The organism is Azorhizophilus paspali (assembly GCF_043587585.2).
In the GTDB taxonomy this organism is placed as follows: domain Bacteria; phylum Pseudomonadota; class Gammaproteobacteria; order Pseudomonadales; family Pseudomonadaceae; genus Azotobacter; species Azotobacter paspali.
The window spans coordinates 4536548-4549548 of the sequence record NZ_CP171449.1 but is presented as its reverse complement, the minus strand read 5'-3'; the positions used below and the strand labels follow the sequence as shown (position 1 = coordinate 4549548).

Annotated in this window: 13 protein-coding genes; 8 read left to right on the top strand and 5 right to left on the bottom strand. The window is 63.9% G+C overall.

The genetic code is table 11. From position 1 onward, the window contains the following. Nucleotides 1-2 precede the first annotated feature (2 nt). Together ACGI6K_RS21995 and ACGI6K_RS21990 are read left to right on the top strand one after the other, a co-directional pair. Entirely contained in the window at nucleotides 3-2144 is a 2142-nt protein-coding gene (locus ACGI6K_RS21995) for an adenosylcobalamin-dependent ribonucleoside-diphosphate reductase (protein WP_376947236.1), read from the top strand. A 63-nt stretch (nucleotides 2145-2207) separates the two neighbouring features. Then, nucleotides 2208-2891, top strand: a complete 684-nt coding sequence (locus ACGI6K_RS21990) for an NrdJb (protein ID WP_376947238.1) — start codon at nucleotides 2208-2210, stop codon at nucleotides 2889-2891. A gap of 63 nt (nucleotides 2892-2954) precedes the next feature. Here ACGI6K_RS21990 and ACGI6K_RS21985 read toward each other — a convergent pair whose 3' ends face one another. Further along, complete coding sequence (locus ACGI6K_RS21985; protein WP_376947240.1) at nucleotides 2955-3209, bottom strand: tyrosine-type recombinase/integrase; 255 nt, start codon at nucleotides 3207-3209, stop codon at nucleotides 2955-2957. A 15-nt stretch (nucleotides 3210-3224) separates the two neighbouring features. On the opposite strand from ACGI6K_RS21985, the gene ACGI6K_RS21980 reads away from it, so the two are divergent. Next, complete coding sequence (locus ACGI6K_RS21980) at nucleotides 3225-3533, top strand: hypothetical protein (protein ID WP_376947242.1); 309 nt, start codon at nucleotides 3225-3227, stop codon at nucleotides 3531-3533. 363 nt (nucleotides 3534-3896) lie between these two features. Here ACGI6K_RS21980 and ACGI6K_RS21975 read toward each other — a convergent pair whose 3' ends face one another. Continuing rightward, nucleotides 3897-4943 (bottom strand): hypothetical protein, encoded by a 1047-nt coding sequence (locus ACGI6K_RS21975; RefSeq protein ID WP_376947244.1) that lies wholly within the window; start codon nucleotides 4941-4943, stop codon nucleotides 3897-3899. 131 nt (nucleotides 4944-5074) lie between these two features. Here ACGI6K_RS21975 and ACGI6K_RS21970 point away from each other — a divergent pair, with 131 nt between their 5' ends. From ACGI6K_RS21970 to ACGI6K_RS21955, 4 genes are all read left to right on the top strand, one after another. Beyond that, on the top strand, nucleotides 5075-5881 hold the full coding sequence (locus ACGI6K_RS21970) for an RNA-guided endonuclease InsQ/TnpB family protein (protein ID WP_376947246.1): 807 nt from the start codon (nucleotides 5075-5077) through the stop codon (nucleotides 5879-5881). Beyond that, nucleotides 5878-6003, top strand: coding sequence for a hypothetical protein (locus ACGI6K_RS21965; protein ID WP_376947248.1), 126 nt, complete (start codon nucleotides 5878-5880; stop codon nucleotides 6001-6003). The genes ACGI6K_RS21970 and ACGI6K_RS21965 overlap by 4 nt, the downstream gene beginning before the upstream one ends. Before the next feature lie 443 nt (nucleotides 6004-6446). Beyond that, the gene (locus tag ACGI6K_RS21960) at nucleotides 6447-6860 is read left to right on the top strand and encodes a lysozyme inhibitor LprI family protein (RefSeq protein ID WP_376947250.1); all 414 of its coding nucleotides are present in this window, start codon (nucleotides 6447-6449) and stop codon (nucleotides 6858-6860) included. Nucleotides 6861-6983: 123 nt separating this feature from the next. Beyond that, nucleotides 6984-7826 (top strand): alpha/beta fold hydrolase, encoded by an 843-nt coding sequence (locus tag ACGI6K_RS21955; protein WP_376947252.1) that lies wholly within the window; start codon nucleotides 6984-6986, stop codon nucleotides 7824-7826. Nucleotides 7827-7911: 85 nt separating this feature from the next. Here the strand turns inward: ACGI6K_RS21955 and ACGI6K_RS21950 are convergent, their stop codons facing one another. Both ACGI6K_RS21950 and ACGI6K_RS21945 read right to left on the bottom strand, forming a co-directional pair. Next, the gene (locus ACGI6K_RS21950) at nucleotides 7912-8862 is read right to left on the bottom strand and encodes a homoserine kinase (RefSeq protein WP_376947254.1); all 951 of its coding nucleotides are present in this window, start codon (nucleotides 8860-8862) and stop codon (nucleotides 7912-7914) included. Nucleotides 8863-8878: 16 nt separating this feature from the next. Further along, complete coding sequence (locus ACGI6K_RS21945) at nucleotides 8879-9166, bottom strand: DUF2782 domain-containing protein (RefSeq protein ID WP_376947256.1); 288 nt, start codon at nucleotides 9164-9166, stop codon at nucleotides 8879-8881. A 75-nt stretch (nucleotides 9167-9241) separates the two neighbouring features. Here ACGI6K_RS21945 and polA point away from each other — a divergent pair, with 75 nt between their 5' ends. Next, the gene (gene polA, locus ACGI6K_RS21940) at nucleotides 9242-11968 is read left to right on the top strand and encodes a DNA polymerase I (RefSeq protein ID WP_376947258.1); all 2727 of its coding nucleotides are present in this window, start codon (nucleotides 9242-9244) and stop codon (nucleotides 11966-11968) included. Between the two features lie 282 nt (nucleotides 11969-12250). On the opposite strand, the gene ACGI6K_RS21935 is transcribed toward polA, so the two are convergent. After that, nucleotides 12251-12934 (bottom strand): TetR/AcrR family transcriptional regulator, encoded by a 684-nt coding sequence (locus ACGI6K_RS21935; RefSeq protein WP_376947260.1) that lies wholly within the window; start codon nucleotides 12932-12934, stop codon nucleotides 12251-12253. Nucleotides 12935-13001: the final 67 nt, after the last annotated feature.

Genomic DNA, 13001 nt, shown 5'->3' with positions numbered 1-13001 from the left:
ACATGGCGAAGCACGGCGAACCCTTGTCGCAGAACCTGGGCGACATCCCCCTGCAGGCCGCCTCCGAGGACATCTGGGCGCAGAAGTACCGGCTGATCGACCCCAGCGGCACGCCGGTCGATGCCGACATCGACGCCACCCGGCAGCGCATCGCCCACGCCCTCGCCGAAATCGAGCGCGAGGACATTCGCGAACACTGGTACCGGCAATTCCTCTGGGCCCTGCGTAATGGTGCCATCCCCGCCGGGCGGATCGTCGCCAATGCCGGCGCCCAGGTCTGGCGACCGGCTACCTCGACGATCAACTGCACCGTTTCCGGGACCCTCCACGACGCCATGGACGACATCCTCGCCAAGCTCCAGGAGGCCGGACTGACGCTGAAAGCGGGGTGCGGCATCGGCTACGAGTTCTCTACCCTGCGCCCGCACGGTGCCTTCGTCTCCGGTGCCGGCGCGCGCACCAGCGGGCCGCTGTCGTTCATGGACATCTTCGACAGGATGTGCTTCACCGTCAGCTCCGCCGGCGGACGGCGCGGCGCGCAAATGGCCACCTTCGACGCCGCCCACCCGGACGTGCGCGAGTTCATCCGCGCCAAACGCGAAGACGGCCGCCTGCGCCAGTTCAACCTGAGCCTGTTGATCACCGACGAATTCATGCAGGCGGTGGAAAACGACGCCGAATGGCCGCTGGTGTTCCCGGTGCACCCCAAGGAGGCGGCCGAGCTGGACCTCGGCGACCCTAACCAGGTGCTCTGGCGCGACTGGCCGCTGTACGAGGACTACCCCGTGCGCGACGACGGCAAGGTAGCCTGCAGGGTCTACGGCAAGGTCCGCGCCCGCCACCTGTGGGACATGCTGATGGTCTCCACCTACGACTTCGCCGAGCCGGGCTTCATCCTCATCGACCGGGTCAACCAGTCGAATAACAACTGGTGGTGCGAGGAGATACGGGCGACCAATCCGTGCGGCGAACAACCGCTGCCTCCTTATGGCTCCTGCCTGCTCGGCTCGGTCAACCTGACCGTCTTTGTCGAGGAGCCGTTCACGGCCAGGGCGCGCTTCGACTGGGAACGCTTCCGCCAGGTGGTGCGCATCTTCACCCGCCTCTTGGACAACGTGGTGGAGATCAACAACCTGCCGCTGCAGGCGCAGCGCCGCGAGATCCTCGACAAACGCCGTCACGGCATGGGCTTTCTCGGCCTCGGCTCGGCGCTGACCCTGCTCAGGCTGCGCTACGGCAGCCCCGAGGCCTGCGTGTTCACCGAGGAAGTGGCCCGCGAGATGGCCCTGGTCGGCTGGCAGGTGGCGCTGGAGCTGGCCAGGGAAAAGGGCCCGGCGCCGCTGCTGGCGCAGGAGTTCGAGATCACCGCGAAGATGCTCCGCCAGCGCCCGGAGATGGCCACCGACGGCCACAAGGTCGGCGATAAAGTCCCTGGCCGCGTGCTGCACGCGCGCTACTCGCGCTACCTGCAGCGCCTGGCCGAATTCGCCCCCGAACTCGTCGCCGCGCTGGCCGAACAGGGCGCGCGCTTCACCCACCACACATCGATCGCGCCGACCGGCACCATCAGCCTGAGCTTGGCCAACAACGCCTCCAACGGCATCGAACCGAGCTTCGCCCACCAGTATTCGCGCAACCTGATCCGCCCCGGACGCAAGGCCAAGGAGAAGGTCGAGGTGTTCAGTTACGAACTGCTGGCTTACCGCGCTCTGGTCGATCCGCAGGCACAGCCGGGCGGCGACGACCCGGCGCACCGGCTACCGGACTACTTCGTCAGCGCCGACGACATCGGCCCGACCCAGCACGTGGACATCCAGGCGGCGGCGCAGAAGTGGGTGGACTCGTCGATCTCCAAGACCGCCAACGTGCCCACCGACTACCCCTTCGAAGCGTTCAAGGACATTTACCGCTACGCCTGGCGCCAAGGCCTCAAGGGCTGCACCACCTTCCGCTTCAACCCGGCGGCCTTCCAGGGCGTACTGGTGCGCGAGGCGGACCTTGCGAACACCCTGTACCGCTTCGAGCTGGAGGACGGCAGCGTGGTCGAACTCAAGGGCAACGAACTGGTGGAATACGACGGCGAGGTGAACACCGCCGCCAACCTGTTCGACGCGCTGAAGGAAGGCTATTACGGCAAGTATTAGGACGTGCGGCTCGCAACTCCCTCTCCCCATCGGGGACAGGGCCAAGGAGAGGGGAGAACGCCCATGACGGTCAAGATCACACAGCGCATCAAGAACTTCCAGGTGGTCGACGAACGCCTGCGGCCCGCCGCCGAAACCGATGCCGGAAAGCCGCCCGAGCAACTGGATGAGCATCTGGAACGCCCGGAGATGCTGATCGGCGTGACTTACAAGATCAAATCGCCGCTGTTCGAGCACGCCCTCTACGTGACCATCAACGACATCTTGCTCAACGCCGGCACCCGCTTCGAACAGCGCCGGCCCTTCGAGATCTTTATCAACTCGAAGAATATGGACCACTTCCAGTGGATCGTCGCCCTCACCCGGATCATGTCCGCCGTGCTGCGCAAGGGTGGCGACTGCACCTTCCTGGTCGAGGAACTCAAGGCGGTGTTCGACCCGCGCGGCGGCTACCTGAAAAAAGGCGGCATCTACATGCCCTCGATCGTCGCCGAAATCGGCGCGGTGCTGGAGCGCCACCTGATCGCCATCGGCCTCCTGCGTGGCCACTCGCCGGACGAAGCCCAACGCCGCTACCTCGCCGAAAAGCGCGCCGCCTACGAGGCCAGCCAGGGCGCCGCCGCTCTGGAACCCGGCGAAGGCTTCCCGCCCGGCGCGCAACTCTGCGGGCAGTGCCACACCCAGGCGGTGGTGCAACTGGAAGGGTGTACCACGTGCCTGAACTGTGGGCATTCGAAGTGCGGATGAGGAGGACGGACGGGTAGGGTGGATGACGCTCTGCTCATCGACCACGAAAAAATCACAATGCCTTCAAGGCCGGTCCAGCGGACTCAGCACACCTAGACCGCCCCGGTTGAGCACATGGGTGTAGATCATGGTTGTCTTCACGTCCGCATGGCCCAGCAGTTCCTGCACGGTCCGAATATCGTGCCCGCACTCCAGCAGATGGGTGGCGAAACAGTAACGCAGGGTGTGCGGTGCGACCGGCTTGATCAAGAAGCGCGGCATACCCCGTACTTTTAGAGGCTGTCGCAAAATTCGCGCAAGCGCTTCAGTCTCGATCATCTCGCAGGCTTGACAATGTGTTTTGCGACGGCCTCTTTAGGGCGGGGAGGATGTCAATTCAGCGGAATCTACGATTGCACCGGCGATGACAGCCACGAAGGCCAGTACACCGGCACCGTGACGCTGGAACTCGTTCGCGCGCAGAGCTTCGATCAGTACGGGGCCTACAACTTCAAGCTGGAAGTGCCGGGCTATGGCACATACCTCGGGCAGGCTGCCGCGCAGGGCACACATATGGGTGTCTACTTTGCCCTTGCCGATCAAAGTACCCAGGACTATGGCACGGGGATCGCGTCACTCGTCCGGAACAAAGCAGGAAAATAGACCTTCGACAAGTATTACTACGAGCCCGAATTCAATGGCGGCAACTTCAGGACCGAGAAGTGCGTGCAGCGCTGAAGTAGTTCTTTGAAGCTTTACCGGAAGACTCCAGTTGGTTTTCATCCGCCCCTCCGTCAGGGGGCGGTCCGAGACACCTGTCGAACGGTAGCAGTGCCCTACGCCTATAGGGCACTTCTAAAAACGTAGGCAAGGCAGTCAGCGCAAGGCAAAAACTGGCGAAAAAGCGGAGTTTACGCGCTGTAAATGAGCATTTTGAGCCTGTTTTTAACGCAGCGAGACCACACAGGTAGTTTTTAGAGGTGCCCTATAACGCCGAAGAGTCGCAAGCCCGTGACTACAAAGCCTTCACTGGCTGGGAAAGCGACGAATGAAGGACTCGAACTGCGATTCCGATCCTTTTCCCGCACGAGGCAGTTGGGCAGGCCAGCCACGACTCAGGTCGTACCCCTGAGCCCTGAGCAGATCTTGTCGCGCCGAATCCCACCATGCCTCGCGACATGCCTGCGCGTAGCCGCTGGAAGGCAGGAAGCTGCCATACATGAGCTTCTTGCCGATCGGGCGCAGTTGCGGACTCACGCCCTTGAGTCGCCATTTGATGCGCAGACGGCGCAGTACTGACGGACAGGGTCTTTGCCTCGGTACTTCCTGGCTCAAAAAAACCAGATTCCGGCTGAAGTCTTCACCGTACCGCGCAAAGAAGACTTCCTGCATGGCATGGAAGAAGGCCTTTTGCGCATAGTAGTGACGAATGATGCCGCGCCCTTCGCTGACCACCTTGTCCCGGAGGGCGAACGACAGTGCAATCTGCTCGACCGTATGCAGCCGGGAGGCATGCTCGCTCCATTGGTCGATCCTTGCGATGACCTCTTCGATCAGAGGCGCATCTTGTTTCGAGATTCCGCACAGGCCGCTGTTGTAGAGCTTCAGCTCGTCGGGCGGTCGCTGGCCGCTGGCTTCCAGGGCTGCCGCCAGTTGCGAATAGGCGGGGCGAGTGACTGCTTCCTTCCAGTGCCACTCGAATGCGTCGACGAGATACCTTCCAGGCCCGACCTTGCCGAAGAGTCTGCCGGGCGCGGCTAGGAAAAGGGTGTCGCAATCGATGAATACGGTCCTTTCCGCCCAGCCTACGGCCAGCGCAATCGCACAGGCCTTGCGTCTATGGGCATAACCGAAGCTTCCGGCCCATTTATCCAGGGTTATCGCGTCCAGCGGAATGATATCCACAGGCCAGCCTTCGAACGCTTGTGGATCATCGGTCATCAGCCGGATAACGAGACCGCTCGGTTTGTCATGCCTGGCCAGGGCGGTGAGTATGCTGAACTTGGCTTGGTACCTGTAGGTCGGTTTTTTCCCGTAGAGCAGGTACAGCAATTGATTGGCTGGCTGCATCATCTGATTTTGCGCAGGAAATCCCGCGCTTTTAGTCTGGGGAGGGATAGCACGGCGCCCGCAGAGCACCCCTGCTCCCGCTTCCTCCGTTTCGATGTGGTCATTTTCACATTGCGGATGGCAACATGTGATGCATGAACCGTGCGTACAAATACCGCTTCTACCCGACACCTGAGCAGGCGCAATTGCTGGCTCAAACGTTCGGCTGTACGCACTTTGTCTATAACCATGTCCTGCGCTGGCGAACCGATGCATTCTTCCGGCAGCAGGAGAAGGTCGGGTATCTGGAAGCCAATGCGGAACTCACCAGGCTCAAGCGCTCCGGCGAGTTGCCGTGGCTGAACGAGGTGTCGTGCATCCCGCTGCAGCAATGCCTTCGCCATCAGCAGATCGAATTCAGGAACTTCTTTGCGGACCGCACGAAGTACCCGGCATTCAAAAGCAGGAAGCATCGCCAGTTCGCCGAGTTCACCCGGTCGGCGTTCAGCTACCGGGACGGCAAGCAGTACCTGGCCAAGTCCGGGACGCCGCTGGATATCCGCTGGAGCCGGCCGCTTCCTGGCGAGCCGTCCACCATCAGCGTTTCCAAAGACTCTGCAAGCCGGTACTTCGTGTCCTGCCTGTGCGAGTTCGAATCTGAAGTTTTGCCCATCACACCGCAAATGATCGGCATCGACCTGGGCCTGAAAGACTTGTTCGTCACCAGCGAGGGCGAACGCATCGGCGATCCCCGCCATAACGCTAGATACGTGACCCAATTGGCCCTGGCGCAGCGTCGGCCGAGCAGGAAAAAGCTCGGCTCGAAGAACCGCGCCAAGGCCCTGCTGAAGGTGACCTGTATTCACGCCAGAATCTCCGATACCGCATGGACCGCTTGCACAAGCTGTCTTGCAGACCGATCAATGAGAACCAAGTGGTCTGCGTCGAATCCCTCGCCGTGAAGAACCTGACCCGCAACCCGAAGCCGAGCAAGGTCATTGCCAATACCGGCTTGGGCGAGTTCGCTCGCCGGCTGGAATACAAGGGTGGCCGGGCTGGCATGGCAGAAAACTCCGGATCCTGACCCCAAGAGTAGCCTTGCCCCAACAGTCGGCCAGTCGGCGGCGCCGGGACACGCCGAAGGGCATCCCATGTGCTGCAGGAGTGCCTTTCCGGATTCACGAGTGCCCTTCGGCCACTTGGGAAAACGCTGTTTCAGACGATGCTTTGGTGGACCTGGCTTCCCCATCGGAACGCTTCATGCAGCGCCTCGTTATATGAGCCGGCCTCAACTTGTCTTGACCGGCATGCTCTTCTTTATTGGCGGCCTCCTCATGGCACTCTCCTTGGATTGACCTCTGGCGCCGTTCTGAAGCTTCTGTTCGGCGCTATCCTGCTGGTGCCGGCCTTGTGTGTCGGACACGTGGGATTCGCCGGATACGAAAAGCTTCTTTCATGGATCGCAACTTTCGGAAATTTGTCATGAAGTTCCGCCATCGCCGCCGACCATCTTTCTCTCGCGTCCGGATGGCAGCATACCCTCTGTCGTTGTGCCTGCCGGCTCTCGCTCTTTGCCTGTCCGCAACGCTGCCGAGCGCGGCATCGGAGGCCCCCATCGATTGCGGGGCAGCGGTTTCCACGCCGGATCTCGAGCACTGTGCCGCCCTCGAACAGGCGAAGGTCGAGCGCAAGCTCAATGCTGCCTATCAGAAGCTGGTGCAACACTTGTCCCAGCCGGACACGGAGCTCGATAGCTACATGGCGATGCGTCAGAAGCTGCTCGAAGCCCAGCGGGCGTGGATCAAGTTCCGCGAGGCCGACTGCGCCGCGCAGTACGCCATGCATGCCTCGGGCACGATCCGCACCCTCGTCCATATCGGCTGCATGCAGGAGCGGGCGGAGCAGCGCATCGAGGAACTGGAGAACTATGTGCCCTATTGACTGGCAACCGTCGCCCCGCCGGCTTCGGGCTCCCGCGGATCGTTCGGCTATCCTCTGAACATCGAAGGCAAGCCGTTCAGGCTGCCTTCACCCGTCACCGCCCATCATCGGAGGAAGCAGCCCATGGAGCGGTTCGTACAGACCAACGGCATTCGACTGCACTGTCTGGATCACCCCGGCGGCGATCCGCCGTTGCTGCTAATGCCCGGCCTGACCGCTAACGCCCATGCCTTCGACGGCCTGATCGCGGCGGGCCTGAGCCCGGCGTTGCGGGTGCTGGCCGTGGATCTGCGCGGGCGCGGACTGAGCGACAAGCCGGACAGCGGCTACGGCATGGCCGAGCATGCCGCCGACGTGATCGGTCTGCTGGATGCACTGGGGCTGGAGCGGTTGGTGCTGGGCGGGCATTCGTTCGGCGGCCTACTGGCCCTGTACATGGCGGCACACTATCCGGAGCGGGTCGCCCGGCTGGTGGTGCTCGACGCCGCCGGCTCCTTCCACCCGCAGGTGCGCGAGCTGATCCAGCCTTCTTTGGAGCGCCTGGGCAAGGTGCATCCCTCCTGGGACGAATACCTGGCGACGATGAAGCGCTTGCCGTTCTACGCGGGCTGGTGGGAACCGACCATCGAGAGCGCCTACCGAGCCGACGTGGAAATCCGCGGCGACGGCACGGTCAAGCCACGCTCGCGTCCCGAGGCGATCGGCGAAGCGCTCGACAGGCTGCTCGCCGAGGATTGGCCCGGCATTCTCGCCGCCGTCCGCCAGCCCATGCTGCTGGTCAATGCCCCGGGCGCCTACGGGCCGCCCGGAACGCCGCCGGTCCTGCCGCGCGAGCAGGCGCTGGAGACGGTCGCCGCGGTGGCCGACGGGTGCTGCGTCGAGGTGCCCGGCAACCACATGACCATGCTCTTCGGGGAAGGCGCCGCGCGGACGCTGGAAGCGATCCTGGCATTCGTTCGCCCATAGCCGGTTTCCCGGCGTCAGGGTGGAAAAGCGCTACGCGCTTTTCCACCCTGCCTGGGGATCGAGCGACCTTGCAAAGGAGGGCGGATTACAGGGCGAAGGGCAGGGCGACCTGGACATGGCGACGCGCCTGCAAGCGGCGGCGGAACACTTCGGGATCGTGGATCAGCACCTGCTGGCCGGCGAAGGCCTGGGCGGCGATCAATCGGGACAGCCAAAAGCGCAGGCAGGCGGTGCGCAGCATGGCCGGCCAGAGTTCGGCCTCGGCGGCGCGGAACGGACGCTTGGCGGAGTAGGCGGCGAGCATGGCCTGGGTGAGTTGCAGATCGAGGCTGCCGTCTTCCTTCGAGCACCAGTCGTTCACGGTAATCGCCAGGTCGTAGAGCATGGGGCCGGCGAAGGCGTTGTAGAAGTCGATCACTCCGGTCAGGTGCGGGCCGTCGAACAGCGCATTGTCGCGGAACAGGTCGGCGTGCAGGTTGGCGATGGGCAGGGGGAGCAGGCGGTTCTTCAGCCGGGCGACCTCGGCCAGCGCCTCGCGCAGCAGCGGCAGTTGTTCGTCCGGCAGTTGCAGGGCGAGTTCCGGGCCCTTCTCCAGCATCCATTCCAGGCCGCGGTCGCTAGGTCGCGGCAGCGGGTTCTTGCCGGTCGCCAGGTGCAGGCGGGCGAGCAGCGTGCCGACTTCGCGACAGTGCTGCGCATTGGGCTCCTGCACGTGCTTGCCGGACAGGCGCGGCTGCAACAGCGCCGGCTTGCCGGCCAGCTTGCGCAAAGCTAGGCCGTCGCCGGTGCGCAGGGCGTAGGGCACCGGCAAGTCGGCCGCGTGCAGCACATCGAGCAGTTTGATGAAGAACGGCAGATCGTCCATCTGCCCGCGTTCGATCAGGGTCAGGACGTACTCGCCCTGCTCCAGGGTGACGAAGAAGTTGCTGTTCTCGCTGCCTTCGGCAATGCCCTGGAAATCCAGCAGCCGGCCGAGCCCGTAGGGCGCGACGAAGGCTTCCAGCTCGTGGCGTTCGAGAGGAGTGAAGACCGACATGTTCAGGAGGGCTCGCTTACCATTCGAAGATTTTCCAGGCGGGGATCCGCATGGTCGGCTCGTCGGAACGCACAAAATTGGCATCGTTGCCATCGGCGCGTACCAGGAAATAGGGTTTGCCAAACTTGGGAGTGACCTTGATGGCATAAAGGAAACCATTGACGCGGTATTCCTCGATGGTCTTGTCGTCCTCCTCGCGGATCGTCACGTCCGGTTCGCCGGACGGCGTATCCTGCTGGGCGAAGGCGCCGAACGCGCCCAAAGCCAGCAGGCTGGCCAGCAGCAGGCGAGGGAAGGTGTGCATGATAACCTTGTCCTTTCGTCGTCAATGGTCCTCTCATTTTAGCGCCGCACCCGCGGAAAAGGTTGATTCTTCATCATGACCCCGACTCCCCTCGTCCTGGTGGACGGCTCCTCCTATCTGTACCGTGCCTTCCATTCGATGCCGCCGCTGGCCACCTCCGGCGGCACGCCCACGGGGGCGGTGAAGGGTGTGCTGAACATGCTGCTGGCCCTGCGCAGGCAATACCCGGACAGCCCCTTCGTGGTGGTGTTCGATGCCAAGGGGCCGACCTTCCGCGACGAGTTGTTCGAGCACTACAAGTCGCACCGCCCGCCGATGCCGGACGATCTGCGGGTGCAAATCGAGCCGCTGCACGCCTGCGTGCGCGCCCTTGGCCTGCCGCTGTTGTGCGTCGAGGGAGTGGAGGCGGACGACGTGATCGGCACCCTGGCGCGCGGCAGCGCACTCGACGGCCGGCCGGTGGTGATCTCCACCGGCGACAAGGACATGGCGCAATTGGTCGACGGCTACATCACCCTGGTCAACACCATGACCGGCAGCGTGCTGGACCATGCCGGGGTGGTGGAGAAGTTCGGCGTCGGTCCCGAGCTGATCATCGACTACCTGGCACTGATGGGCGACAAGGTGGACAACATCCCCGGCGTGCCGGGAGTCGGCGAGAAGACCGCGCTCGGCCTGCTGCAGGGCCTGGGCGGCGGCCTCGATACCATCTACGCTAACCTCGAGCGGGTGGCGACGCTGCCGATCCGCGGCGCCAAGTCGCTGGCCGCCAAGCTCGAGGAGCACCGCGAGATGGCCTACCTGTCCTACCGGCTGGCGACCATCAAGACCGACGTGGCGCTGGATATCGAGATCGATGCGCTGCATCCGGCGGCGGCGGACCGCGAGGCGCTGATCGCCCTCTACCGCGAACTGGAATTCAAAAGCTGGCTGGACGAGCTGCTGCGCGAAGCCCATGCCGCCGGCCCCGCAGCGGACCCGGCAACGCCCGGCACGCACTACGAGACGCTGCTCGACCGGGAACGCTTCGCGGCCTGGCTGGACAAGCTGCAGCAGGCCGAGCTGATCGCCTTCGACAGCGAGACCACCAGCCTGGACGCCCAGCAGGCGGAACTGGTCGGCCTGTCCTTCGCTGTCGCGCCCTTGGAGGCGGTCTACATCCCGCTGGCGCACAGCTACATGGGCGTGCCCGACCAGCTCGACCGCGACACGGTGCTCGCCGCGCTCCGGCCGATCCTAGAAGACCCGGCCAGAGCCAAGGTCGGCCAGCACGCCAAGTACGACATGAACGTGCTGGCGCATTACGGCATCGAGGTGCGCGGCGTGGCCTACGACACCATGCTGGAGTCCTACGTGCTGGATTCCACGGCGACCCGCCACGACATGGACAGCTTGGCGCTGAAATACCTCGGCCAGGCCACCATCCGCTTCGAGGACATCGCCGGCAAGGGCGCCAAGCAACTGACCTTCGACCAGATCGCCCTGGAGCAGGCCGGCCCCTACGCCGCCGAGGACGCCGACGTGACTCTGCGCCTGCACCAATGCCTGTGGCAGAAGCTCGAAGCTATCCCGGCGCTGGCGAAGGTACTGAAAGAGATCGAAATGCCGCTAGTCCCGGTGCTGGCGCGCATCGAGCGGCACGGCGCGCTGGTCAACGCCAAGCTGCTCGGCGAGCAGAGCCTGGAACTGGGCGAGAAGTTACAGCAGTTGGAGCACGAGGCCCACGAGCTGGCCGGCGAACCCTTCAACCTCGCCTCGCCCAAGCAGCTCGGCGCCATCCTCTACGACAAGCTCGGCCTGCCGGTGCTCTCCAAGACCGCCAAGGGCCAGCCGTCCACCGCCGAGAGCGTGCTCGCCGACCTGGCCGAGCAGGGCTATCCGCTGCCCCAGGTGATCATGCGCCACCGCAGTTTGAACAAGCTCAAGGGCACCTATACCGACAAGCTGCCGCAGCAGATCAACCCGCGTACCGGACGCATCCATACCAGCTACCACCAGGCGGTGACCGCCACCGGGCGGCTGTCCTCCTCGGACCCGAACTTGCAGAACATCCCGATCCGTACCCCCGAGGGCCGGCGCATCCGCCAGGCCTTCGTCGCGCCCGAGGGCTACCGGCTGGTAGCCGCCGACTATTCGCAGATCGAACTGCGCATCATGGCCCACCTAGCCCAAGATACGAGCCTCTTGCACGCCTTCCAAAACGACCTGGACGTGCATCGGGCGACCGCCGCCGAGGTGTTCGGCGTCGCCCCGGAAGCGGTCAGCGCGAATCAGCGGCGCAGCGCCAAGGCGATCAACTTCGGGCTGATCTACGGCATGAGCGCCTTCGGCCTGGCCAAACAGATCGGCGTCGAGCGCAAGGAGGCGCAGGCCTACATCGACCGTTACTTCGCCCGCTATCCCGGCGTGCTCGCCTACATGGAGCGCACCCGGGCGCAGGCCGCCGAACAGGGCTACGTGGAAACCCTGTTCGGCCGCCGCCTGTACCTGCCGGAGATCCAATCGAAGAACGGCGCCTTGCGCAAAGCCGCCGAGCGCACCGCGATCAACGCGCCGATGCAGGGCAGCGCGGCGGACATCATCAAGCGTGCCATGGTGACGGTGGATGCCTGGCTGCTGGAGAGCGGGCTGGATGCACGGATGATTCTGCAGGTGCACGACGAACTGGTGCTGGAGGTGCGCGAGGATCAGGTCGAGGCGCTCAAGGCCGGCCTGCTGCCGCGCATGAGCAGCGCCGCCGAGTTGGACGTGCCGCTGCTCGTGGAGACTGGGGTCGGCGGCAACTGGGACGAGGCGCACTGAGCCGGCCATCGCCAAGCCAGCGGGAAAGCGCCCCCGGAAAAGCCGCTCCTTCGTGCCAGAGTCCCGTTCGCCGCTCCGACTGAACTTTTGGTGTGATCGTGCAGTCAGACCCGGCACGACTGGCTGAAAAGCCTTTCGATGCTCCTTGTTGTGTTAAATGTTGGCAGATATTCGGACACTTCGGGGTCCGGAGTTGAACCCCGGGCTTCTTCCTCCCCCACACGAAGTCCGGGTTTTTTTTGCCCGGAATCCTCCGCTTCCGTCTCGCCCACCGCCTGGCGCCTAAGCGCGCTGCAGGTCGGCCAGACCGGCCATGGCGAACCGCCACAGACCGTCCGCCAGCGTCGCCGGCGACTGTGCGAACAGCGGCTGAATCGGCGTCGCGCAGCGGCGGTCGACGATCAGCATGACCAGGCAAGGCGCTATCACGCTGAGGACCAGCCGCGGCATCCGCGGGTCGGTGGGCGCGATGGTGGCGATCTCGCCGACGATCGTGGCGAGCACCTCGAACTTGGGCTGCGTTTCCTCCTGGAAGACTCTCTCCAACAATGACGTGGGCGACAGTATTTCGCGCGCCCACACCTGCATCGTCCAGTTGTCGGCATCCAGGACATGGCGGACCAGTTCGACGAGGAAGCGGTGCAGCTTGTCGGCCGCCGGCAAGGTACTGGCGGAAAGCTCCCGCAGGAACTCCATGCTCATGAAGCGGCGGTGGACCTCCTTGAGCACGGCCAGGTAAAGCCCGTCGCGACTGCCGAAGTGGTAGTTGATGGCCGCGATGTTGACGCCAGCCTGCTCACAGATCGATTTGCTGGTGGTACCGAGGTAGCCACGCTCGGCGAACAGGCGGCCGGCCGTCTCGATGATCTCGATACGGGTGGCATCACCGTCGGCCCTGGGCTGTCGCCCCTTGCCGGCGAGGGCGGGGGTTCGGTTCGTGGCGGAGCGCTTGCGGGAGACGGACATTGCCAATGACTGGACAAGAAAAGACCGATCCAGTATAGATCAAATTAAATTCAAATTTATATTCGAA

Coding starts and splice junctions, on each gene's coding strand:
- ACGI6K_RS21935 (WP_376947260.1), bottom strand. CDS start 12,934: ATGTCCGTCTCCCGCAAGCGCTCCGCCACGAACCGAACCCCCGCCCTC.
- ACGI6K_RS21975 (WP_376947244.1), bottom strand. CDS start 4,943: ATGATGCAGCCAGCCAATCAATTGCTGTACCTGCTCTACGGGAAAAAA.
- ACGI6K_RS21995 (WP_376947236.1), top strand. CDS start 3: ATGGCGAAGCACGGCGAACCCTTGTCGCAGAACCTGGGCGACATCCCC.
- ACGI6K_RS21985 (WP_376947240.1), bottom strand. CDS start 3,209: ATGATCGAGACTGAAGCGCTTGCGCGAATTTTGCGACAGCCTCTAAAA.
- ACGI6K_RS21960 (WP_376947250.1), top strand. CDS start 6,447: ATGGCAGCATACCCTCTGTCGTTGTGCCTGCCGGCTCTCGCTCTTTGC.
- ACGI6K_RS21950 (WP_376947254.1), bottom strand. CDS start 8,862: ATGTCGGTCTTCACTCCTCTCGAACGCCACGAGCTGGAAGCCTTCGTC.
- ACGI6K_RS21970 (WP_376947246.1), top strand. CDS start 5,075: ATGAACCGTGCGTACAAATACCGCTTCTACCCGACACCTGAGCAGGCG.
- ACGI6K_RS21990 (WP_376947238.1), top strand. CDS start 2,208: ATGACGGTCAAGATCACACAGCGCATCAAGAACTTCCAGGTGGTCGAC.
- polA (WP_376947258.1), top strand. CDS start 9,242: ATGACCCCGACTCCCCTCGTCCTGGTGGACGGCTCCTCCTATCTGTAC.
- ACGI6K_RS21945 (WP_376947256.1), bottom strand. CDS start 9,166: ATGCACACCTTCCCTCGCCTGCTGCTGGCCAGCCTGCTGGCTTTGGGC.
- ACGI6K_RS21980 (WP_376947242.1), top strand. CDS start 3,225: ATGTGTTTTGCGACGGCCTCTTTAGGGCGGGGAGGATGTCAATTCAGC.
- ACGI6K_RS21955 (WP_376947252.1), top strand. CDS start 6,984: ATGGAGCGGTTCGTACAGACCAACGGCATTCGACTGCACTGTCTGGAT.